Source organism: Shinella zoogloeoides, from assembly GCF_003574625.1.
In the GTDB taxonomy this organism is placed as follows: Bacteria; Pseudomonadota; Alphaproteobacteria; order Rhizobiales; family Rhizobiaceae; genus Shinella; species Shinella zoogloeoides_A.
Genome location: NZ_QNUJ01000006.1, coordinates 125,936 through 148,936 on the forward strand (window position 1 = coordinate 125,936; position 23,001 = coordinate 148,936).

Annotated in this window: 19 protein-coding genes; 12 read left to right on the plus strand and 7 right to left on the minus strand. The window is 65.5% G+C overall.

Features of this window, described 5'->3' with window-relative positions; translation table 11 throughout:
• Positions 1-49 precede the first annotated feature (49 nt).
• The 5 genes from mmsA to DSD28_RS13440 all read left to right on the plus strand — a co-directional run bounded on the left by mmsA (position 50) and on the right by DSD28_RS13440 (position 6,236).
• Positions 50-1,585 carry a multiple monosaccharide ABC transporter ATP-binding protein gene (gene mmsA, locus DSD28_RS13420; RefSeq protein WP_119256916.1) on the plus strand — a complete coding sequence of 512 codons (1,536 nt, stop codon included), beginning with the start codon at positions 50-52 and terminating at the stop codon, positions 1,583-1,585.
• Positions 1,585-2,793, plus strand: coding sequence for a multiple monosaccharide ABC transporter permease (gene mmsB / locus DSD28_RS13425; protein ID WP_119256917.1), 1,209 nt, complete (start codon positions 1,585-1,587; stop codon positions 2,791-2,793). Before mmsA ends, mmsB begins: the two co-directional genes overlap by 1 nt.
• Before the next feature lie 127 nt (positions 2,794-2,920).
• Positions 2,921-3,916, plus strand: a complete 996-nt coding sequence (gene araD1 / locus DSD28_RS13430) for an AraD1 family protein (RefSeq protein WP_119256918.1) — start codon at positions 2,921-2,923, stop codon at positions 3,914-3,916.
• A gap of 61 nt (positions 3,917-3,977) precedes the next feature.
• On the plus strand, positions 3,978-5,411 hold the full coding sequence (locus tag DSD28_RS13435) for an aldehyde dehydrogenase family protein (protein ID WP_119256919.1): 1,434 nt from the start codon (positions 3,978-3,980) through the stop codon (positions 5,409-5,411).
• Positions 5,412-5,609: 198 nt separating this feature from the next.
• Positions 5,610-6,236 carry a hypothetical protein gene (locus DSD28_RS13440; RefSeq protein WP_245424830.1) on the plus strand — a complete coding sequence of 209 codons (627 nt, stop codon included), beginning with the start codon at positions 5,610-5,612 and terminating at the stop codon, positions 6,234-6,236.
• An 84-nt stretch (positions 6,237-6,320) separates the two neighbouring features.
• On the opposite strand, the gene DSD28_RS13445 is transcribed toward DSD28_RS13440, so the two are convergent.
• From DSD28_RS13445 to DSD28_RS13455, 3 genes are read right to left on the minus strand one after another with little or no spacing between them, the layout of a single operon-like run.
• A complete protein-coding gene (locus tag DSD28_RS13445) occupies positions 6,321-7,145 on the minus strand; it encodes a transglutaminase family protein (protein WP_119256921.1) in 825 nt (274 codons plus the stop codon).
• 14 nt (positions 7,146-7,159) lie between these two features.
• Entirely contained in the window at positions 7,160-8,101 is a 942-nt protein-coding gene (locus DSD28_RS13450; RefSeq protein ID WP_119256922.1) for an alpha-E domain-containing protein, read from the minus strand.
• Positions 8,102-8,105: 4 nt separating this feature from the next.
• Positions 8,106-9,500 carry a circularly permuted type 2 ATP-grasp protein gene (locus DSD28_RS13455; RefSeq protein WP_205536208.1) on the minus strand — a complete coding sequence of 465 codons (1,395 nt, stop codon included), beginning with the start codon at positions 9,498-9,500 and terminating at the stop codon, positions 8,106-8,108.
• A 323-nt stretch (positions 9,501-9,823) separates the two neighbouring features.
• On the opposite strand from DSD28_RS13455, the gene DSD28_RS13460 reads away from it, so the two are divergent.
• Positions 9,824-10,708 (plus strand): DMT family transporter, encoded by an 885-nt coding sequence (locus tag DSD28_RS13460; RefSeq protein WP_119256924.1) that lies wholly within the window; start codon positions 9,824-9,826, stop codon positions 10,706-10,708.
• Between the two features lie 81 nt (positions 10,709-10,789).
• Here DSD28_RS13460 and DSD28_RS13465 read toward each other — a convergent pair whose 3' ends face one another.
• Complete coding sequence (locus tag DSD28_RS13465) at positions 10,790-12,226, minus strand: DEAD/DEAH box helicase (RefSeq protein ID WP_119256925.1); 1,437 nt, start codon at positions 12,224-12,226, stop codon at positions 10,790-10,792.
• Between the two features lie 518 nt (positions 12,227-12,744).
• On the opposite strand from DSD28_RS13465, the gene DSD28_RS13470 reads away from it, so the two are divergent.
• Together DSD28_RS13470 and DSD28_RS13475 are read left to right on the plus strand one after the other, a co-directional pair.
• Complete coding sequence (locus tag DSD28_RS13470; protein ID WP_119256926.1) at positions 12,745-13,197, plus strand: host attachment protein; 453 nt, start codon at positions 12,745-12,747, stop codon at positions 13,195-13,197.
• 120 nt (positions 13,198-13,317) lie between these two features.
• The gene (locus DSD28_RS13475; RefSeq protein ID WP_162911393.1) at positions 13,318-16,941 is read left to right on the plus strand and encodes a PAS-domain containing protein; all 3,624 of its coding nucleotides are present in this window, start codon (positions 13,318-13,320) and stop codon (positions 16,939-16,941) included.
• A 3-nt stretch (positions 16,942-16,944) separates the two neighbouring features.
• Here the strand turns inward: DSD28_RS13475 and mnmD are convergent, their stop codons facing one another.
• Complete coding sequence (gene mnmD / locus DSD28_RS13480) at positions 16,945-17,667, minus strand: tRNA (5-methylaminomethyl-2-thiouridine)(34)-methyltransferase MnmD (protein WP_119256928.1); 723 nt, start codon at positions 17,665-17,667, stop codon at positions 16,945-16,947.
• Between mnmD and DSD28_RS13485 the strand changes: the two genes are divergently transcribed.
• Positions 17,666-18,844, plus strand: a complete 1,179-nt coding sequence (locus DSD28_RS13485) for an NAD(P)/FAD-dependent oxidoreductase (protein ID WP_119256929.1) — start codon at positions 17,666-17,668, stop codon at positions 18,842-18,844. The two genes, mnmD and DSD28_RS13485, sit on opposite strands and share 2 nt — an antisense overlap.
• Before the next feature lie 6 nt (positions 18,845-18,850).
• Here the strand turns inward: DSD28_RS13485 and DSD28_RS13490 are convergent, their stop codons facing one another.
• The gene (locus DSD28_RS13490) at positions 18,851-19,225 is read right to left on the minus strand and encodes a PRC-barrel domain-containing protein (protein WP_119256930.1); all 375 of its coding nucleotides are present in this window, start codon (positions 19,223-19,225) and stop codon (positions 18,851-18,853) included.
• A 136-nt stretch (positions 19,226-19,361) separates the two neighbouring features.
• On the opposite strand from DSD28_RS13490, the gene puuE reads away from it, so the two are divergent.
• From puuE to DSD28_RS13505, 3 genes are read left to right on the plus strand one after another with little or no spacing between them, the layout of a single operon-like run.
• Positions 19,362-20,294, plus strand: a complete 933-nt coding sequence (puuE, locus tag DSD28_RS13495) for an allantoinase PuuE (protein ID WP_119256931.1) — start codon at positions 19,362-19,364, stop codon at positions 20,292-20,294.
• Positions 20,291-20,788: a 2-oxo-4-hydroxy-4-carboxy-5-ureidoimidazoline decarboxylase gene (gene uraD / locus DSD28_RS13500; protein ID WP_119256932.1), complete on the plus strand. Its 498-nt coding sequence runs from the start codon at positions 20,291-20,293 to the stop codon at positions 20,786-20,788. Before puuE ends, uraD begins: the two co-directional genes overlap by 4 nt.
• 51 nt (positions 20,789-20,839) lie before the next feature.
• Positions 20,840-21,334, plus strand: a complete 495-nt coding sequence (locus DSD28_RS13505) for an ureidoglycolate lyase (RefSeq protein ID WP_119256933.1) — start codon at positions 20,840-20,842, stop codon at positions 21,332-21,334.
• Positions 21,335-21,579: 245 nt separating this feature from the next.
• Here DSD28_RS13505 and guaD read toward each other — a convergent pair whose 3' ends face one another.
• Positions 21,580-22,887, minus strand: a complete 1,308-nt coding sequence (gene guaD / locus DSD28_RS13510) for a guanine deaminase (protein ID WP_119256934.1) — start codon at positions 22,885-22,887, stop codon at positions 21,580-21,582.
• Positions 22,888-23,001 lie beyond the last annotated feature (114 nt).

Sequence of the window (23,001 nt, forward strand, 5' to 3'; positions counted from 1 at the left end):
GCTCGCTTTCGCCGCCGCGAGGTGGCGAACGGCCGCTGGAAACTGGTAAATGAGCAAGACCCTTCTGGAAATGCGTGGCATCACGAAGACGTTCCCGGGCGTGAAAGCGCTCGACAACGTCAACCTGAAGGTCCGCGAAGGCGAAATCCATGCCCTCGTGGGCGAGAATGGCGCCGGCAAGTCCACCCTCATGAAAGTGTTGAGCGGCGTCTATCCCGCCGGCTCCTACGAGGGCGAAATCCATTTCGACGGCGAGGTTCGCCGCTTCTCCACGATCTCCGACAGCGAGCATCTGGGCATCATCATCATCCACCAGGAGCTGGCGCTGGTGCCGCTCCTGTCGATCGCGGAAAACATCTTCCTCGGCAACGAGGTCGCGACCAACGGCATCATCGACTGGAAGCAGGCGTTCCGCCGCACGCAGGAACTGCTCGACAAGGTCGGCCTCAAGGAGCCGCCGGGCACGCTGATCACCGATATCGGCGTCGGCAAGCAGCAGCTCGTCGAGATCGCCAAGGCGCTGTCGAAGAAGGTGCGCCTGCTCATCTTGGATGAGCCGACGGCCTCGCTCAACGAGAAGGATTCCGACGCGCTCCTCAAGCTGCTCATGGAATTCCGCACGCAGGGCCTCACCTCGATCATCATCTCGCACAAGCTGAACGAGATCAAAAAGGTCGCCGACCAGATCACCATCCTGCGCGACGGCGGCACGGTGGAAACGCTGGACTGCCACAACGAGGACATTTCGGAAGACCGCATCATCAAGGGCATGGTCGGCCGCGAGATGGAAGACCGCTATCCGCCGCGCGAGCCGAAGATCGGCGAGACGCTGCTGGAGGTGAAGAACTGGAACGTCTTCCACCAGCACCACCGCGACCGGCAGTTCCTGCACGACGTGAGCTTCACGGTGCGCGCCGGCGAGGTGGTCGGCATTGCCGGCCTCATGGGGGCAGGGCGCACCGAGACGGCGATGAGCCTCTTCGGCAGGAGCTGGGGCCACAAGATCACCGGCGACGTCGCCATGCGCGGCAAGCCCGTCGACGTCAGCACGATCCCGAAGGCGATCGACGCCGGCCTTGCCTATGTCACGGAAGACCGCAAGCAGCTCGGCCTCGTGCTGATCGACAACATCATGCACAACACGACGCTCGCCAACCTCAAGGGCGTTTCCAAGGGGACGGTGATCGATACGCACCAGGAAGCCAAGGTCGCCTCCGGCTACCGCCAGAAGCTGCGCATCCGTTCGCATTCGATCTATCAGGAAGCAGTCAACCTTTCGGGCGGCAACCAGCAGAAGGTGGTGCTGTCGAAATGGCTCTTCACCGATCCTGACGTGCTGATCCTCGACGAGCCGACGCGCGGCATCGATGTCGGCGCGAAGTTCGAAATCTATACCATCATCAACCAGCTTGCCGCCGAGGGCAAGGGCATCCTGATGATCTCGTCGGAGATGCCGGAACTGCTCGGGACCTGCGATCGCATCTATGTCATGAACGAAGGACGCATCGTGGCCGAGCTTTCCAAGGCGGAAGCAAGCCAGGAATCCATCATGCGCGCCATCATGCGCTCCGGGGAGAAACACTAATGGCCACCGACACCGCGACCCAGAGAACCCAGCCTTCGGTGGGGGACTATCTCAGGAAGAACATCCGCGAATACGGCCTGCTCGTCGCGCTGGTCGTCATCATGATCTTCTTCCAGGTCATCACCAACGGGGTACTCTTCCGCCCGGTCAACATCACCAACCTGGTGCTGCAGAACTCGTTCATCGTCATCATGGCGCTGGGCATGCTGCTGATCATCGTGGCGGGGCATATCGACCTGTCGGTCGGCTCCATCGTCGCCTTCATCGGCGCCATATCGGCGATCATGCTGGTGAAATGGGGGCTGCCGGCCATCGTCGTCGTGCCGCTTTGCATCCTCGTCGGCGCGGTCATGGGCGCGGCGCAGGGCTACTGGGTCGCCTATCAGAAGATCCCGTCCTTCATCGTGACGCTGGCCGGCATGCTCGTCTTCCGCGGCATGACCTATGTCGTGCTCGGCGGCCGCCCGGTCGGCCCGTTCCCGAAGGAGTTCCAGATCCTCTCCACGGGCTTCGTGCCGGACTTCCTGTCGATCACCGATCCGGCGACCAGCCTCGTCAAGAACTATGTCGCGCTCATCGCGGTGCTGGCGCTCGTCGCCTATGCGGTCTATGCGGGCCTGCGCGAGCGGCGCATGAACGTCCTGCACGAGACCGAGAACGAGCCCTTCGCCTTCTTCGCGATCCAGATGCTCGTCATCGGGGCCGTGGCGATCTTCCTCGGCTTCCAGCTCTCGACCTATCGCGGCCTGCCGAACGTGCTGGTCGTCATGGGCCTCCTGATCGCGCTCTATACGTTCGTGACGACGCGCACGACGATCGGCCGGCGCATCTATGCGATGGGCGGCAACGAGAAGGCGGCCAAGCTCTCGGGCATCAATACCGAACGGCTGACCTTCTACACCTTCGTCAACATGGGCGCGCTCGCCGCGCTGGCCGGCATGATCATCGCGGCCCGCCTCAATTCGGCGACGCCGAAGGCCGGCGTCGGCTTCGAGCTCGACGTCATCGCGGCCTGCTTCATCGGCGGCGCCTCGGCCTCGGGCGGCGTCGGCAAGATCACCGGCGCGGTCATCGGCGCCTTCATCATGGGTGTGATGAACAACGGCATGTCGATCATGGGCATCGGCATCGACTACCAGCAGCTCATCAAGGGTCTGGTGCTGCTCGCCGCCGTGTTCTTCGACGTCTACAACAAGAACAAGGGCTGACCGGGAAACCTGCCAGCCGCCCCATCGCAAGCTTATTTGACCGGCCGCCGGCGCGGCCAGAGCGGGGACGTTCGTCCGCCGCGCGTGCGGAGCGCGGCGTGCTGCCGGCTTCAGGAAGGAAACGAAGATGCTGATATCGCAGGTTGGAAATGCCGATGGCTCGATCACCGTGGTCGTGCGCGAGGAGGGCGGCAAGGGCCGCGCGGTGAAGGGCGCGGCGAGCGTGCACGCGCTGGCCATGGAAGCGGCCAATGGCGGCAAGTCGCTGAAGGCCGTCATCGACGCCAAGGGCCTCGGCGAGGAGATCGATCTCGAAGCGGCCTATGCCGAAGGCCGGCTGCTGCCGCCGATCACCCATCCCGACGCCGCGCATCTCCACCTGACCGGCACGGGCCTTACCCATCTCGGCTCCGCCGCCACGCGCGATTCCATGCACAAGAAGACGGCGGAAGCCGCCGAGGAGACGCTGACGGACTCGATGAAGATGTTCCGCATGGGCCTCGAGAACGGCAAGCCGAAGGCCGGCGAAAAGGGCGTGCAGCCCGAATGGTTCTACAAGGGCAACGGCACGCAGGCCATCGCCCCCGGCGCGGCGCTGACCTCGCCCTCCTTCGCGCTCGACGGCGGCGAGGAGCCGGAAATGGCCGGCATCTACGTCATCGCCGCGGATGGTTCGCCCTTCCGCATCGGCTTTGCCGTGTCGAACGAATTCTCCGACCATGTGACGGAGCGGATCAACTATCTCTACCTCGCCCATTCCAAGCTGCGGCAGGCAAGCTTCGGCCCGGAAATCCGCGTCGGTGCCGCGCCGGAGGATATCCGCGGCTTCTCGCGCATCCTGCGCGGCGGCAAGGTGCTGTGGGAAAAGCCGTTCGTCTCGGGTGAGGCGAACATGTCGCATACTTTCGCCAATCTCGAATACCATCATTTCAAGTACGGCCTGTTCCGTTCGCCGGGCGACGTGCATGTGCACATGTTCGGCACGGCGACGCTGTCCTTCGGCGACGGCATCCGCACGGAAGAGGGCGACGTGTTCGAGATCGGCGCGGAAGGCTTCGGCCTGTCGCTGCGCAATCCGCTGGCGGTCGCCGCGGAAGAGGAAATCGTCATTCGCCAATTGTAATTCCGGTCGCGGCCCGGTTTTATCGGGCCGCATCATGACAGACAGGAGGCTTGTCGAGCCCATGACCATCCATCAGAACCTGATTGCCGGCGAATGGGTCGGCTCCGAGGCTATCAAGAACGTCAATCCGTCCAACACCGACGACGTGGTGGGCGAATATGCCCGTGCCTCCGCCGAGGACACGAAGGTGGCGATCGCCGCCGCCAAGGCGGCCTTCCCGGCCTGGTCGCGTTCCGGCATCCTGGAGCGCCACGCGATCCTGAGGAAGACCGCCGACGAGATCATCGCCCGCAAGGACGAGCTCGGCCGGCTGCTTTCGCGCGAGGAGGGCAAGACGCTGGCCGAGGGCATTGGCGAGACGGTGCGCGCCGGCCAAATCTTCGATTTCTTCGCGGGCGAGTGCCTTCGCCTTGCCGGCGAGACGCTGCCGTCCGTCCGCCCGAATATCGGCGTCGAGATTACCCGCGAGCCGGTCGGCGTCGTCGGCATCATCACGCCGTGGAACTTCCCCATCGCCATTCCCGCCTGGAAGATCGCGCCGGCGCTCTGCTACGGCAACACGGTCGTCTTCAAGCCGGCCGAGCTGGTGCCGGGCTGCTCCTGGGCCATCGTCGACATCCTCGTGCGCGCCGGCCTGCCGAAGGGTGTGCTCAACCTCGTCATGGGCAAGGGCTCCGTCGTCGGCCAGACGATGCTCGACAGCCCCGATGTCCATGCCATCACCTTTACCGGCTCCACCGGCACGGGCAAGCGCGTCGCCGCCGCCTCCGTCGAGCATAACCGCAAGTACCAGCTCGAAATGGGCGGCAAGAACCCCTTCGTCGTGCTCGACGACGCGGACCTCACCGTCGCGGTGGAAGCCGCCGTCAATTCGGCCTTCTTCTCCACCGGCCAGCGCTGCACGGCCTCCTCGCGCGTCATCGTGACGGAAGGCATCCATGACCGCTTCGTCGCGGCCGTCGGCGAGCGGCTGAAGAGCGTGGTGGTGGACGACGCGCTGAAGGCCGGCACCCATATCGGCCCGGTCGTCGACCAGAGCCAGCTGAAGCAGGACACCGATTATATCGAGATCGGTCAAAAGGAAGGCGCGAAGCTCGCCTTCGGCGGCGAACCCCTCAAGCGGGACACGCCCGGCTTCTATCTTTCGCCCGCGCTCTTCACCGAGGCGACGAACGACATGCGCATCTCGCGCGAGGAGATCTTCGGCCCGGTCGCCGCGGTCATCCGCGTCAAGGACTACGAGGAAGCGCTGGCCATCGCCAACGATACCCCGTTCGGCCTTTCCTCGGGCATCGCGACGACGAGCCTCAAGCACGCCACCCACTTCAAGCGCAATGCCGAGGCCGGCATGGTCATGGTCAACCTGCCGACGGCGGGCGTCGACTTCCATGTGCCTTTCGGCGGCCGCAAGGGCTCGTCCTACGGTTCGCGCGAGCAGGGCAAGTACGCCAACGAGTTCTACACGACCGTGAAGACGGCCTATACGCTCGCCTGAGCCGGCGGACGATCGTCGTTTTTTCCCGGGCGCGTTCTTCGGATCGCGCCCGGACTGTTTCGATACGATACCCTGTGAAACCCTTCATTTGCCTTGATGAAGGCCTGCTGCCGCGATGCGGGAACAATCGGCAAACGCTCAACCTTCCGTTTCGAGATGCCGGCCCAATCCCGGGCCGGGCGCTGATTGGAGGTTCCCATGTTCACAGCATCATCACGTGCAATGTCGTTCCCCAAGCTGTCGATCGCGCTTGCCGCGATGGTTCTTGCGGCGCCGCTCGACGGGCTCGCGCAGGACGGGAGGGGAAGAGGCCTTGGGGTCGGCGTCAGCGTCGGCGGCATAAGTGCCGGCCTCGGCGCCTCCCTCGGCGGCAGCAAGGGATTGGCGAGCGCGAATGTCGGCGCAAGCGTCGGCGGGTCGAAAGGTGTCAATGCCGGCGTCAATGCTTCGGTGGGTGGTTCCCGCGGCTTGGTCGATGCCACGACGACCGCATCCGTCGGCGGCAGCGGCGGCGTGAACGCCCGCACGACGGCGACGGTTGGCGGAACGAAAGGCCTGGTCGACGCGAATGTCCGTGCCGGGGTCGGCACGCTCGGGGCGAAGGTCGATGCGAACGTCCTCGGCGGCAGCCTGCTCGATGCGAATATCGGCATCGGCACGGGCGGCAGCCTGACCCCGGGCGACCGGAGCGTAATGCGCGAATTCGCGCGAATGCCCGAGAGCGAACGCATGCAGCTCGTCAAGCGTTGCCGCGGCGTCACCAGCGGTGGCTATGACGCGGCGCTGGTCAAGCTCTGCCGCCTGCTCCAGACGGCATCCCGCTAGAGCTTGTCAGGAAAAGTGGAACCCGGTTTTCCCGACAGGACAAACTCCAAGCCGAAAGGAGGCGGTGGCCATGCGGCCGCCGCCTCAGCTCTGGCTTTGCGACTGGCTCTGGCTTGCCACCGGCGCGACGGTGATGGAAACATCCATCGTTTCCGCCGCCTTGCCGAGGACCATGCCGGAAACGGGGGCGGCGTCCTTGTAGTCGAGGCCCGTCGAAAGGCGGACATAGCGCGCGTCCGGGCAGACCTTGTTCGCCGCGTCGAAGCCCACCCAGCCGAGGCCCGGCAGATGCACCTCCGCCCAGGCGTGGCTTGCCGTCTGGTCGGGCTCGTCCATCAGAAGGTAGCCGGAGACGTAGCGTGCCGGAAGCCCGAGATGGCGGGCCGCCGAGAGGAAAATGTGGGCGTGATCCTGGCAGACGCCCTGCTTCTTTTCCAGCGCCTGCTCGGCCGTGGTGTCCGGCGCGGTCTCGCCCGGCCTGTAGGCGACGGCCTCGTGCAGCATCGCCATCAGGTCGTGCATGCGCGCCAGTTCGTTCTCGCCGCTCGAGGCCCTGGCCAAGTCGCGGATCAGCTTGCCGGGCCGGGTGAGCGGCGTTTCGCGCAGATAGAGCCAGAGCGGCACGAAGCCCTGATGCGGGCCGAAGACGCCCGCGCGGTCCTCGGTCTCCACCTCGCCCTCGGCGACGATGCGGATCATCACCTGTTCGGCATTGGTGCTGACGAGGTCGACATGATTGCCGAAATGGTCGGTATAGCCCGCCTCGACATGGGCGCCGTCGACGGTGGTCTTCCATTCGCGCACGATCTGGCCCGGCTGGCTCTTCGGCGTCAGCCGCAGGCGCTGCAGGGAATATTGTACCGGATCGTCGTAGCGGTATTCGGTCGTATGGCTGATCTTCAGTCGCATCCGCGTCCCCAGCCCTAGCGATAGAAACGATAGGCCTCGGAGATTTCCTCTCCGAGGCGGTTGTTGTGCACGATGAATTCCTCGATGAATTCGTGCAGGCCCTGTTCCATGATGTCGTCCATGCTGCGGCTTCTCAGCAGCATGAGCGTCGAGGATGCCGTCTCGTGCGCCGCATGGTTCTCGCCGTAGAGCTTGGCCAGATAGCCGAGATTGCTGACGATCTTGTCATAGTTATAGGCGAGCGAGCGCGGCATGCGGTCGTTGAGGATCAGGTAGTCGGCGATATTGGCGGGCGAATAGTCCCCGTCATAGACCCAGCTATAGGAGCGGTGCGCCGAGACGGAGCGCAGGATCGATTCCCATTGCTTGTTGTCGAGCGAGGAGCCGACCTTGGCGATGGCCGGCAACAGCACGTAGTATTTTACGTCGAGAATGCGCGCCGTGTTGTCGGCGCGTTCGATGAAGGCGCCGATGCGCGAGAAATTATAGATGTCGTCGCGCAGCATCGTGCCGTGGAAGGCGCCGCGGATGAGGCCGGTGCTGCGCTTGATCGTGTCGATGATCGACGGCATGTCGGCCGGCTTGGCTCGCTTGGCGAGAACCTGCTTCAGCTCGATCCAGCATTCGTTGGTCGCTTCCCAGGTCTCGCGGGTCAGCGCCGTGCGCACCATGCGGGCATTGTTGCGCGCCGCCTCGATGCAGGACATCACGCTCGACGGGTTCGTCCGGTCGCGCAGCAGGTAGTCGATGGCGTCGGCGCTCGTCAGCTTGTCGTGCGCGGCGTCGAAATCCTCTCGCACCCCGGCGCTTTGCAGGACGCCGTCCCAGTCCTCGTCGGAGGAGCCGGAGCGCGTCAGCGCCATGCGCAGGCCCGCGTCGATGAGGCGGGCGATGTTCTCGCCCCGCTCGATGTAGCGGAACATCCAGTAGAGGCCGTTTGCAGTTCTTCCCAGCATCGGCTCAGTCCTCCAGAACCCAGGTGTCCTTCGTGCCGCCGCCCTGGCTGGAATTGACCACCAGCGAGCCTTCCTTCAGCGCCACGCGGGTCAGCCCGCCGGGAATGATCTGCACCTTGTCGGAAACCAGCACATAGGGCCGAAGGTCGACATGCCGGGGCGCGATGCCCTTGTTGACGAGAATCGGCACGGTGGAGAGGGAGAGCGTCGGCTGGGCGATGTAGTTCGCCGGCCGGGCCTTCAGCTTCTCGGCGAAGGCCGCGCATTCCTTCTTCGTGGCGGTCGGGCCGACGAGCATGCCGTAGCCGCCCGAGCCGTGCACTTCCTTGACGACGAGTTCGCTCAGGTGCTCCAGCACGTATTTCAGGCTGTCCTCCTCCGAGCAGCGCCATGTCGGCACGTTCTCCAGGATCGCCTTGCGGCCGGTATAGAACTCGACGATCTCGGGCATGTAGGAATAGATCGCCTTGTCGTCGGAAATACCGGTGCCGGGGGCGTTGGCGATGGTGATGTTGCCGGCCTTGTAGACGTCCATGATGCCGGGGATGCCGAGCGCGGAATCCGGCCGGAAAGTCATGGGATCGAGGAAGTCGTCGTCGACGCGGCGGTAGAGCACGTCGATGGCCTCGTAGCCGCGGGTGGTGCGCATCTTCACCTTGCCGTCGACGACGCGCAGGTCCGAGCCTTCCACCAGCTCCACGCCCATCATGTCGGCGAGGAAGGCGTGCTCGTAATAGGCGGAGTTGAAGATGCCGGGCGTCAGCACCGCGACACGCGGCTTGCCGGAACAGCCGGGCGGGGCGAGGGAAGCAAGGCTCTGGCGCAGCAGTTTCGGATAGTCCTCGACCGGGCGCACCTTGTTGAGGTGGAACAGCTCCGGGAACATCTGCATCATGGTTTCCCGGTTCTCCAGCATGTAGCTGACGCCGGAGGGGGTGCGGGCATTGTCCTCCAGCACGTAGAACTGGTCTTCGCCGGTGCGCACGATGTCGGTGCCGACGATGTGGGTATAGACGCCGCCCGGCGGCTTGAAGCCGATCATCTGCGGCAGGAACGCCTCGTTGCGCTCGATCAGCTCGCGCGGGATGCGGCCCGCCTTGATGATCTCCTGCTTGTGGTAGATGTCATCGAGGAAGGCGTTGAGGGCGATGACCCGCTGCTCGATGCCCTGGGCGAGCTTGCGCCATTCCCGGCCGGAGATGATGCGCGGTATGATGTCGAAGGGGATGAGCTTTTCGGAACTGTCGGCGTGCCCGTAGACCGCGAAGGTGATGCCGGTTTTGCGGAAGAGGTTCTCGGCGTCCCTCGATTTGGCGATCAGGCGGGCCCGATCCTGTGCTTCGTACCATTCATGGTAGTTCTGGTATGGCTGCCGCGCACCGGAGTCCGCGTTCATCATTTCATCAAATGCCAAAGGCGTGTTCCCCATTTTTTGTCATTTGAGTACAACATTCCCGGCAATGCAAGAACCATGCTCAATTAGCGATCAAGAATTCTCATACCGCTTTGAGGCGTATAAAACCGGCCATCGCGACGGTTTCTACCGGTAAGCCGTCCGGCGAAGCGCATCCGGGGGATCCATGCCTGCCGAAAACATGGGCAGGTGCCGAAAGACTGTTCGCTCCGCTTTTCCCTGAACCTAAGCATCAAGGAAATTCCTTTGACCATCACCGGCGCGATGCCTATCGCTCGCGCACCGATTGTCCCCTTCGCGGAAAGCCCATGTCCCTCGACCGCCTGGCTCCGGCCATCTTCGTCCTGCTCTGGTCCACCGGCTGGGTCGTCGCCAAGTTCGGCGCCATCGTCTCCGAGCCGCTGACCTTCCTCAGCATCCGCTATGTGACGGCAGCCGTCCTGTTCACCGTGCTCTGTCTCGTTTCGGGGGCCGCATGGCCGCGCGACATGCGCACCGTCCTGCACGCCATCGTCTCCGGCGCCTTCCTGCACGGCATCTATCTCGGCACGGTCTGGTGGGCGATCGGCCAGGGCGTGCCGGCGGCGCTCTCCTCGATCATCGCCGCCCTCCAGCCGCTGATGACGGCGCTGGCGGCGCCCTTCTTCATCGGGGAAAGGCTGGGCACGATGCAGAAGCTCGGAATCTGTCTCGGTTTTCTCGGGGTGCTGATCGCCGTCCTGCCGAAGTTCTTCGGCCAAAGCGCGGCGGAGATCCCGGCCTTCGCCATCGTCGTCAACATGCTGGGCATGGCGGCCGTCACCTATGGCACGATCTACCAGAAGCAGCACCTGCATACCGGTGACATCCGCACCATCGCGACGCTGCAATATGTGGGCGCGCTGGTCGTCACCGTCCCCTTCGCGCTCGCCCTGGAAAACCTGCATGTCGATTTCGGCTTGGCCTTCGTCGCGCTGCTCGCCTGGTCGGTGCTCGGCATTTCCGTGGGGGCGATCCTGCTGCTGCTCTATCTGCTGCGCCGCGGCCAGGTCTCCCGCGCCGCCTCGCTCATCTACCTCGTCCCGCCCATCGCCGCCCTGCAGGCCGCCGCCGTCTTCGGCGAGGAGCTGACGGTTCCGATGATCCTCGGGACGGCCATCGTGGTGGTGGGGGTCTATCTCACGAACCGCAAGGACGTCGCGCCGGCGGAGTGAGAGGGCGGTTCCCGCAACCTTCCTACAAACAAAAACGGCGGGCCGAAGCCCGCCGTTTCCGCATTCGATACCGTGACGGGCTCACGCCTGTTCGCGGCGCTGGCCTTCCGGGCGGCGCGGCTTTCCGCTGCGCTGCGGGCGACCGGGCTGGCCGTTGCCGCCGTGGTTGCGGTTCTGGCGGTCGCCCTGCTTCTGGGCCGGGCGGCCGTGCTGCGGGCGCTTGGCGCCGGCGGGGGCACCGGCTTCCGCCTGCGCGCCGTCACCGAAGGGCTGGCGTGCCGGGCGGTTCGCGGCGCGGCCGTTGCCATTGCCCGAGCGCTGGCCGCCGCCGCGGCTGTTGCGGCCCTTGCGGGACTTGCCGCCGGGGCCTGCCGTGCTGACTTCGGCCGGGGCTTCGCCGCTGGCGACGGCGATCTTGATGCCCATCAGCCGCTCGATATCGCGCAGGAGATGCGCTTCGTCCGGGGCGCAGAAGGCGATGGCGATGCCGTCGCGACCGTTGCGGGCCGTGCGGCCGATGCGGTGGACGTAGGCGTCCGGCACTTCCGGCAGGTCGTAGTTGTAGACATGGGTGACGCCCGGGATGTCGATGCCGCGGGCGGCGACGTCGGTGGCGACCAGCACGCGGATCTCGCCGTCACGGAAGGCCTTGAGGGCGCGCTCGCGCTGGCCCTGGCTCTTGTTGCCGTGGATCGAGGCAGCCTTGAAGCCGACATGGTCGAGATGCTTCATCAGCTTTTCCGCGCCGTGCTTGGTGCGCGAGAAGACGAGCGACAGGCCGTCCGGATTGTCGGTGAGCGTCTGCTTGAGGATCTGCGTCTTCTGGTCCTTGCCGGGCACGAAGTGCACGTACTGTTCCACCTTGTCGGCGGCCTTGCCGGGCGGGGTGACCTCGACCTTCTTCGGGTTCGACAGATATTCGCCGGCAAGCTCGGCGATCAGCTTGGGCATGGTGGCCGAGAAGAGCAGCGTCTGGCGGTTCTTCGGCACCATTTTCGAAATCTTGCGCAGGTCGTGGATGAAGCCGAGGTCGAGCATCTGGTCGGCCTCGTCGAGCACGAGGTAGCGGGCCTGCGTCAGCGTCACGGACTTGCGGGCGACGAGGTCGAGCAGGCGGCCCGGGGTTGCGACGAGGATGTCGGTGCCGCGGTTCAGCATTTCCGACTGCTTGTTGATGGAAGCGCCGCCGACGACGGTGACGACGCGCAGCGGCGTCTTCTTCACGAAGTCACGCAGGTTGTCGGCGATCTGGTTCACCAGTTCGCGGGTCGGAGCAAGGATGAGGGCGCGGATGTTGCGCGGGTCGGGACGGCGGGCGTCAGCGAGAAGCTTCTCGATCATCGGCAGGCCGAAGGCGGCCGTCTTGCCGGTGCCGGTCTGGGCGAGACCGATGAGGTCAGAGCCTTCGAGGACCAGCGGAATGGCCTTTTCCTGGATCGGTGTCGCCTTTTCGAAGCCGAGCGCGGAGAGGGTGGCGACGATGGTCTTCGAGAGACCGAGGTCGTGGAAAGTTGTCAAAGCAATACCTTTCGGGGCGCCAGGCGACTTTCCGAATCCGGTTCCGGGCGCAATGCGCCATCTCTTGCGGAACCGCCTCGGGCCGGAACGCACCATGCGATCCGGTTTCGTCTGGCGTCAAGAACCCCGCGTGAATTGGGAACTTGTGGGTTGGATTTGCGTCTGCGCAGTCTTCCGCCGCTATCCGGCGGACCATTCTCCTGCGCTTCTCCTTCTCGCGTCCCGTGCTCGGGAAATCGCTGGGCTCGCTCACGCGGCGGCCGAAGGGCGACGCTCGGGGTCTCATGTCGTTGTTTCGCGGTGAAAAGTCAAGCGCTACTTTCGCATGTGCGAAATGCCGGATGCGCGTTCCTCGCCCGAACCGGCATGTCGGCGGCCGGAATGCTTGCCCGTCGCGGATGGCGGAACATGCCCGCGCGCGTTGCGTTGGACCAATACGCATCCTGCCACAATCCTGTCGGATGCTCCCTCGCGCAGTACCATCTGCGTTTCCGTGAACCTTGCTAGGGGAGTGAGAAATGACCGCTACGACCTGGATCCTCGCCGCAGACGGCAATCAGGCCCGCCTGCTCAAGGGCGTGAACCTGCTGAAGGAGGGCCAGCAGAGCCCGGAGCAGGAGGTCTTTCGCTGGGAACCGAAGAAGGCTCAGGACATCATGGCCGACAAGCCGGGCCGCAGCCATTCCTCGGTCGGCCCCGGCCGGTCCTCCATGGAATATTCGAGCGACCCGGTGCGCGAGGAGCAGCAGAAATTCACCGCCGAGATCGCCGGGCGGATCGACGACTATGCCGCCGAAGGCGCGTTCGACCGGCTCGTGCTCTGCGCCGCGCCGCAGACGCTCGGCGATCTGCGCGGCAGGCTTTCTGACAAGGCGCGCGCGCTGACGGTCGTGGAGATCGACAAGAACTTCTCCAACCTGCCGACGGAAAAGCTGATCGCCAGCGTCCGCTCGATCATGTTCGAGACCTGACGGAAACCGGGACGCCCCGGCAATTCCGGCAACGAAGGGTTAACCATCCGTTCAAGGATTGGTGATACTCCCCGGGAGGTATGAATCCCTCCTTCCGTGCCGCTTCGGGGAGTTCTTGGCGTGGCTGAATCTCAAGACGAATTGCTGGTGGCGGCCTGTGCGCGCGTTCGCGCGCACCCGCATCCCGCATATGTCAAGAGCAGCGAACTGCGCTATCTCGCGGTGAACGACGCCTATGCCCGCCTTTTCGGCCGTCTGCCGGAGGAGATGATCGGCCTTCGCACCGATGAGATCGGCGATGCGCCGGGACATGACGACCGCGACGACCCGGAACGGCGCTGCCTGATCTTCGGCAATCCCGAGCGTGCCCGCTATATCCACCCCTTCGGCGACGGCAGCTTCGACATCGCGCTGAAGCGCGAGCGGCTTTCGGCGGCGCTCTCCATCCTTGTGGGATTGTTCACGCCGTCCGCCGACGTGCTGGCGGCGGCGATCCGCTGCGCCGCGAATGCCAATGGAGAAGCCGAGCGGGCGCCGGCGCGCGCCGGCGAGCATGTCGAGGGCGCGCTCGATGCGATGGGGGCGGGCGTTGCGGTCTTCTCCCCCGACAACCGCCTCGGCTACGCCAACAGCAGCATGCGGGAATTCTACCGGACGCTGGTCGGCGACAGTGCGGACGGCGCCGTCAGCCTCGCGACCCTCACCGAGGCGTTGCACGACGTCGAGGTCGGGCAGGCGGAGGCGGTCGAGCGCGAGCGCTGGATCGCGGCGCGGCTTGCCGCCTATGACCTGCCGCTTCACGAATCCGTCGCGCGCCTTTCCGGCGGCTGGATCCGCCTCGTCACGCAGCGCCGGCCGGATGGCATGCTTGTCGCGCTGCGCCTCGACGTCACCGCGCTCAAGGAAAACGAAGGCCGGCTTCGGCAGCATTCGCAGGAGATCAGTCTCTACCGCGCGCTGCTCGACGAGCTGCCGGTCGCAAGCTTCATGCGCGACGAGAACCAGCGCATGATCTTCGCCAACCGCGCCTATGTCGAAATGACGGGGCGCCAGCCGGAAGAGCTGCTCGGCCTCAGCACGCTCGACATGTATCCCGAACAGGGCGAGGAGTTCCACCGGCAGAACCAGTTCGTGCTCGATACCGGCGAGCTGGTCGAAAGCGAGATCGAATATATCCGCGCCGACGGCACGGTCCTGCCGACGATCTCGCGCCTCTACCGGGTCACGACGCTCGACGACAAGAACTACCTGATCGGCTCGATCACCGACACGACGGTGCTGAAGAAGCGCGAGGACCAGCTCATCGAGGCCCAGCGCCAGGCGGAAGCAGCGCGGGTCGATCTGGAAAGCATCGTGGAATCCATTCCTGTCGGCATCGTCGTGGTCGATGCGACCGATGTCGTGGAACTGGTGAACGGCGCGTTCGAAGAACTGTGGGACGGCGCGCTGCCGATGATGCGGGGGCGGCCGCTCGGCGATCTCCTGCTGTTCCAGCAGGCGCAGGGCGGGATTTGCGATGACGAGGGTCCCTCCGCCGAGGGCTACGGAGCGTGCCTTGCGGATATGCGCGCGGGCGAGACGCCCGTTCGGGAAGTCACCTATGCCAACGGGCGGACGGTGATCGAGGCCGGCTGCGCAATTTCCGGCGGCCGATGCCTGCTGACCTATATCGACATCACCGAGCGGCGCGAGCGCGAGCGCGAGGTGCTGGAAGCCCGCAGCGCGCTGGAGGAGACCGGCAGCCTGCTCAAGGACGCGGTCTCCTCGATGAGCCAGGGCCTGCTCGTCGTCGAGGACGGCAAGGTGGTGTTGTCCAACGAGACGCTGTCCCGCATGGTCGCCGTGCCGGAGCGCCTGCTGCAGCCGGGCACGCCGGTCGCGGACCTGCTGGACGATTGCATCGAGCGCGGCGCGACCGGGTCCGTCGACGAACGGCATGTCGAGGCACACGAATTCGGCGCGATCTTCTTTTCCGGCGAGCCGGTATCGCTGATCATGTATAGCGGACGCGGGCGATGGCTGCGCCTCGATGTGACGCCGACGGATCGTGGCCGTTTCGTCATGGTCTTCTCCGACATCACGGACCTCAAGAGCCGTGAGGAGGAGCTGCGCCGGCTCGTCATGCGCGCCGAGCTTGCCGACAAGGCCAAGTCCGAATTCCTCGCCAATATGAGCCATGAGATCCGCACGCCCATGAACGGCGTGCTCGGCATGGCGGAGCTGCTTGCCAAGTCGAACCTCGACACGCGCCAGAAGACCTTCATCGACATCATGGTGAAGTCCGGCAACGCGCTTCTGACGATCATCAACGACATCCTCGACTTCTCCCGGATCGATGCCGGCCAGATGACGCTGCGCGACGTCGCCTTCAATCCGGTGGAGGCGATCGAGGACGTGGCGACGCTCCTTTCGGCCAAGGCGGCGGAGAAGGATGTCGAGCTCGTCGTGCGCGGCGCAGCCAACATGCCGGCGGCGGTGATGGGCGATGCCGGGCGCTTCCGGCAGATCGTCACCAATCTCGTCGGCAATGCCGTCAAGTTCACCGACCGCGGCCATGTGCTCATCGATCTTTCCTCGCAAACCACGGAAAGCGGCGTGGAGATCGTCGTTCGCGTCGAGGATACCGGCGCGGGCATTCCGACGGAGAAGATGGAATCGATCTTCGAGAAGTTCTCGCAGGTTGACGCCTCCTCGACCCGGCGGCACGAGGGCACGGGCCTCGGCCTTGCCATCACGGACGGGCTGACGCGGCTTTTCGGCGGTACGCTGGACGTGGTGAGCGAGGTCGGGCGGGGTTCCGTCTTCACGGTGCGCCTGCCGATGGCGCTTGCCGTTTCCGCATTGCCCGCCCGGATCACGCCGGCAAAGGCGCCCGACGGGCGCATCCTCGTCGTCGATGCCCACGCGCTTTCCCGCAAGGCGGCCTATGACATGCTGCTCGACTGGGGATACGACGCCACGGCGGTCGCTTCCGAGGTCGAGGCGCTGGCGGTGCTCGCGGCGGCCTCGGACATGGGTGTGGCGGTGGACGCGATCCTTTTAGACTATCAGCCGGAGCGCTCGCCCGGCTTCGTGCGGGCGCTGCGCGACAGCGCGCCGACGGCGGATATCGCCGTGATCGTCCTGACCTCCATGAACCTCTCCGCCGAGGACCAGCTCCTCTCCTCGCAGCAGGTCGAGGCCCATCTGATGAAGCCCGTTCGCGCCGATCTTCTGCGCGAGACGGTGTTCGAGGTGCTGCGCGCGGCGCGGGCGAAAACGGCGCCTACCGCCGCAGCAGGCAAGGTGTTGCCGCTGCGCCCGCAGGTCGCCCCGCAGGCCGCGCCGATTGGGGACGGGGTGCTGGACGTGCTGGTGGCCGAGGACAACGAGGTCAACCAGATCCTCTTCACCCAGATGCTGCTCGCTTCCGGCCTTCGCTTCCGGCTGGTCGAGAACGGCGAGGAGGCGGTGGAGGTCTTCCGCGCCAGCCGGCCCGGCATGATCCTGATGGACATTTCCATGCCGGTGATGAACGGCCTGCAGGCGAGCCGGGCGATCCGCGAGCTCGAAAGCGGCACCGGTCATCGCGTGCCCATCGTCGCCGTCACCGCCCATGTGCTCGATGGCGACCGCGAGGACTGCCTTGCCGCCGGCATGGACGACTATCTGACCAAGCCGATCAGCGTCGAGAAGCTGGATGAAAAGCTCGACCGCTGGCTGAAGCGCGGCATCGCGCCCGCAGCAAAGGGCACGCTGCACTGATCTTCAGGCGGCCGGCTTTTCCCCGCACAGCATTTCGCGCTTTCCCGCAAAGCCCGGCCGGCGTTCCACGGTGAAGCCCGCGGCGGCGAGATTGCGTCGCACGAAACCGGCGGCGGCATAGGTGCCGAAGCGCCCGCCCGGAACCGTCAGCCGGAAGACCTCCGCCATCAGCTCCGCCGACCACATGTCCGGATTGCGCGAGGGCGCGAAACCGTCGAGATACCAGGCGTCGAAAGGGATTTTCTCCTCCGATAGGCTGTCGAGCGCCGCGCCGCAGACGACGGTGAGGCGCATGCGGGGTTCGAGCTCGATCTCGACGCGGCCCTCGGGGGCGTCGGGCCATTTTTCGGTGAGGATCGCGCGTTCCCGTTCGATTTCCGGCCAGTGCGAAAGGGCGCGGTCGATATCGGCGCGGGCCATCGGGAAGCGCTCGAAGGAGGTGAAGTGGAGGCTTGCGCCCTCCGGCGCGGTCTCGCGCCATTGCCGCCACGTCTCGCACAGGTTGAGGCCGGTGCCGAAGCCGAGCTCGGCGATGCGGAACGGCTCCCGGCGCTGCCAGCGGTGGGGCAGGTCATTGCCGGAAAGGAAGACATGGCCGCATTCCAGCCGCCCGTCGCTGCGGCAATAAAAGTGATCGTCAAAGGCACGGGAATAGGGCATATCGCCCTCGTGCCAGTCGAGGACCGCATCGGTCCCGGTCGTGTTCTCAGGATTGTGGTCAGCCATGGCGAATGCCGATAGTCGCGTGAAGGCCGCCGGTCAACCGGGCGTGGACCTCCTCGTCGTCGGCGGCGGGGTGATGGGCCTGTGGACCGCCCTTCTGGCCGCCCGCGAAGGGCTCTCGGTCGCACTCATAGAGAAGAGGCGGATCGGCGCGGGGGCGAGCGGCGGTGTGCTCGGCGCGCTGATGGCGCACCTGCCCGACAGGTGGAATGCCAAGAAGGCCTTCCAGTTCGATGCGCTCGTCTCGCTGGAGGGGGAGATCGCGGCCCTCGAGGCCGAGACCGGGCTTTCCACCGGCTATCGCCGCTCCGGCCGTCTCATGCCGCTGCAAAAACCCCATAATCGCGAGCGTGCCCTCGGCCATGCGCAGGATGCGCTTTCCGCCTGGCGCACGCCCGACCGGTCCTTCGCCTTCGAGGTGTTGGATGCGGCGCCGGTTTCCGGCTGGCCGTCGGCGGAGGCGATGCCCTACGGCATCGTGCACGACCGCCTTGCCGCGCGCGTCGCGCCGCGCCTCCTGCTCGTCGCCCTCAAGGCCGCGCTCGGCCGCATGGCGAATGTCGCCATCCGCGAGGGAATCGGCCTTGCGGCGCTCGATCCGGCGGCCGGCCGGGCGCATCTCGACGACGGGACCAGTCTTGCCTTCGGCACCTGCGTGCTGGCGGCCGGCGTGCAGACCTTCGATCTCCTGACGCCGCTCGGCCCGAAACTCGCCAGGCCGGCCGGCAGCGCGGTGAAGGGGCAGGCGGCGTTGCTGAAGGCAGATCTCGATCCGGCGCTGCCGGTGATCTTCGCCGACGGCCTCTATATCGTTCCGCATGAGGACGGGCTGGTCGCCATCGGCAGCACCAGCGAGAATGCGTTCGCCGATCCCCACGGCACGGATGGCCTGCTCGACACGCTGATCGAAAGAGCGCGGGCGATGGCGCCGCTCCTTGCCGACGCGCCGGTCGTGGAGCGCTGGGCGGGGCTTCGGCCGCGGGCGGTGGGGCCGAACCCGATGGTCGGGCGGCACCCGGATCACCGCAATGTCAGCCTCATGGCGGGCGGCTTCAAGGTGAGCTTCGGTATCGCGCACAGGCTCGCCCGCGCGGTGCTCAACGAAATCGAGGGCGGCACGCTCGACGTGCCGCCCTCGTTCACCGTCCCGGCACACTTCGACGAAGCCGGGCGGGTATAGACCGTTTTACATCCAGTAGGGCGGAACGCCGTAATAGTCGTGGATGACCTTGCCGTTGCGGCGGTTCCAGTCATATTCGGCATCGCTCTCGTAATGCGGGGCGTTTTCCACCTGTTCCTTGGTCAGGTCGACGCGGTAGCCGCCGAGGCCCTCGTCATAGCTGAGCTTGGCCCAGGGCAGGGGGTAATGATCCTGGCCGATGCCGAGGAACCCGCCGAAGCTGAGGACGGCATAGGAAACGTGGCCGCTCCGCTTGTCGAGGATCAGGCGTTCCACCGAGCCGATATGTTTGCCGTCGGCGCCGTAGACGCTCGTGCCCTCGACCTTGTCGCTGGCGATGAGATCCTGGGTTTCGCGAATATTTGCATCCTGCATGGCCATAAGTGTTTCTCCTTGGTTGTCATGGACAGGAAACGGGCCAAGGCGGTAATGGTTCCTCTTCATGGGGTTATGCACCAGATTCAATTCGACTTTCCGCCGTCCGGTGCTACGGTAGGCCCAATTTCGAGGTGAGCGAATGACCGACAAGACCTATGCGCGCGACCTGATCGGCTACGGCCGCAACCCGCCGCAGGTGCGCTGGCCGGGCGATGCGAATATCGCCGTGCAGTTCGTGGTGAACTACGAGGAGGGCGGCGAGAGCTGCATCCTCGACGGCGATCCGTCTTCGGAATGCCTGCTGTCGGAAATCGTCGGCGCGCAGCCCTGGCAGGGGCAGCGCAACCTCAACATGGAATCGATCTACGAATACGGCTCGCGCGCCGGCTTCTGGCGCCTGCACCGGCTCTTCACCAGCCGTAACGTCACCACGACCGTCTACGGCGTGACGCTTGCCATGGCGCGCAATCCGGAAGCCGTCGCGGCCATGAAGGAAGCCGGCTGGGAGATCGCCAGCCACGGCTATCGCTGGCTGGAATACAAGGACTTCTCCGAGGAGCAGGAGCGCGAGCACATCCGCGAGGCCGTGCGCCTGCACAAGGAGCTGACCGGCTCGCACCCGCTCGGCATGTACCAGGGCAAGCCGTCGTCCAACACGCTGCGGCTGGTGATGGAGGAGGGCGGCTTCGTCTATTCCTCCGATTCCTACGCCGATGACCTGCCCTACTGGGTGCCGGGCGTCGACGGCGAGCCCTTCCTCATCATTCCCTACACGCTCGAAACGAACGACATGCGTTTCGCGACGCCGCAGGGCTTCAATGCCGGCGACCAGTTCTTCAACTACCTGAAGGACGCCTTCGACGTGCTCTACCAGGAAGGCCAGGACGGCAGCCCGAAGATGCTGAATATCGGCCTGCACTGCCGCCTCGTCGGCCGCCCGGGCCGTGTCGCCGCGCTCGCCCGCTTCGTCGACTACGTGCTCGGCCATGAAAAGGTCTGGATCCCGCGCCGCATCGATATCGCGCGCCACTGGATCGAGCATCACCATCCGTCGAAGGGCAAGGGCGCATGATCGACCGTGCCGATTTCCTCGACCGGTTCGGCGGCGTCTTCGAGCACTCGCCCTTCATCGCCGAGCGGGCGCTCGATGCGGGCGCGGTGTCGCTGCCGCTGACCGCCAAGGGCGTGCATGCCGCGCTGACCGGTGCCTTCCGCAAGGCGAGCCATGCCGAACAGCTCGGCGTGCTCCAGGCCCACCCGGACCTTGCCGGCAAACTGGCGATTGCCGGCGGGCTCACCGAGGACAGCCGCAAGGAACAGGCCGGCGCCGGCCTCGACCGGCTGAGCCCGGCCGAGCATGCCCGCTTTACCGAGCTCAACACGGCCTATACGGAAAAATTCGACTTTCCCTTCATCATCGCCGTGAAGGGGCTGACGAAGGACGATATCCTCGCCGCCTTCGAGGCCCGCATCGGCAACACCGCCGATGTGGAATTCGAGACCGCGAAGACCCAGGTGGAGCGCATCGCGCTCCTGAGATTGACTGCTCTGCTCCCCGGAGATTGAAAATGCCCGACGACCCACGACCGCCCTTCCTCTCCCCGGGAGGGCTGTCCGATGGCTGAGAGACTGACGATCCGCCCGCTGACCCGTGAAGCCTTCGCCCCTTTCGGCACGGTGATCGAGGCCGATCCCGCCGCCATGCGCCATATCAACGGCGGCAACACCGAGCGCTACCATGCGCTCGCCGAGGCCGAAGCCGTCGGCGAGGATGCGAAGGTCATCATCAACATCTTCCGCGGCAGCCCGCGGAGCTTCCCCTATGCCGTCGACATGATGGAGCGCCATCCCTTCGGCAGCCAGAGCTTCTCGCCGATCGACGACCGGCCCTGGCTGGTGATCGTGGCGCAGGACGAGGGCGGCCGGCCGGGCCGGCCGCAGGTGTTCCGCGCCGGCGGGCGGCAGGGCGTGAACTACCGCCGCAACGTCTGGCACCACCCGCTGATGACGGTCGGCGCCACCAGCGACTTCATCGTCGTCGACCGCCTCGGCGGCGGCGTCAATCTGGAAGAATACTTCTTCGACACGCCGTTCATCATCGAACAGCCTTGATCGCTTGCGGGGCAGGGCCATCGCATAGAGGTGACGGCGCCGCACCTTTCCTTCTCCCCTCGGGGAGAAGGTGGCCCGAAGGGGCGGATGAGGGGATGCACGGCTGAAGACTGCCGTTCTTCCCTCCTCCGGCGTTCCCCTCATCCGCCTGCCGGCACCTTCTCCCCGAGGGGAGAAGGGAACCTGCGGCGCTGCCCTGCCTGTCGGCAATAACCGCGAATTGCGGGGGCTACCGGCCGCTCTTCTCAAAGCACCGCCTTCATCGGCCTGCCGGCCACATAGGTCTCGCGCACGGCGCGGTCGTCGCCGAGGGTCTGGAGCAGGAAGAGCTCGTCGGTGAGCGAGCGCACCACTTCCATCTTCAGCGCCATGGCCGGCGTCGCGGCGGCGTCGAGCACCACGAAATCGGCGTCGGTGCCGGCCTCCAGCGTGCCGATGCGGTCCGCCAGCGAGAGCGCTTCGGCATTGCCGAGGGTCATGTGATAGAAGCTCTCGTAGGGGTTCAGCCGCTCGCCGAGCAATTGCTGGATCTTGTAGGCCTCGTCCATCGTCTTCAGCATGGAATAGCTCGTGCCGCCGCCGACATCGGTGGCGACGCCGATGCGCACCGGCTTTTCCCGCCGCGACAAGCTCTTCAGCGGGAAGAGGCCGGAACCGAGGAAGAGGTTGGAGGTCGGGCAATGCACCGCCACCGCGCCCGCCTCGCTCATCGCATCCGCCTCGCGCTCGGAAAGATGGATGCAGTGGCCGAAGAGGCTTTTCGGCCCGAGCAGGCCATATTTCGCATAGACATCCGTGTAGTCGATGGCGTCCGGGTAGAGTTCGCCGGTGAAGCGGATCTCGTCGTGGTTCTCCGAAAGATGCGTCTGGATGTGCAGGTCCGGGAACTCGCGGGCGAGCGCGGCGGTCATTTCCATCTGCGCCGGCGTCGAGGTGATGGCGAAGCGCGGGGTGATGGCGACATGGTTGCGGCCCTTGCCGTGCCATTCGGCGATCACCGCGCGGGTCTCGTCATAGCCCATCTCGGGCGTGTCGAGCAGGCCCTGCGGAGCGTTGCGGTCCATCATCACCTTGCCGCCGATCATGCGCATGCCGCGCTTCAGCGCCTCGGCGAAATAGGCGTCGGCCGAGGCCTTGTGCACGGAACAGTAGGCGACCGCCGTCGTCGTGCCGTGGCGGATCATCTCGTCGTAGAAATGGCGGGCGATGCGGGCGGCGTGCTCACTCTCGACGAAGCGGCATTCCTCCGGGAAGGTGTAGGTGTTCAGCCATTCCAGCAGGTTGGCGGCATAGGAGCCGATCACCTGCATCTGCGGGAAATGCAGGTGCGTGTCGATGAGCCCCGGCAGGATGAGATGGGGGCGGTGGTCGATCTCCTCTGCATCGTCAGCAGCTTCGGCACGCACGGCGGCATAGGGGCCGGAGGCGAGGATCCTGCCGTCGGCGACCAGCAGGCCGCCGTCCTCCTCGTAGCGGTAGCTTGCGGCATCGTCGATGGCTTGCGGGCGGCGGAGGAAGGAGAGCAGGCGTCCGCGGATCAGGGTCTGGGTCATGGCGGTCGGCTTCCTTCTGCGGCTGGCTCGAACGGGATGGTGAGGGCGTGTCTCATCTGTTGCCATATTGTGCAAGCTTTGCGGGCGAAGAAAGGGCGGGTGCCGGTTTTCCGC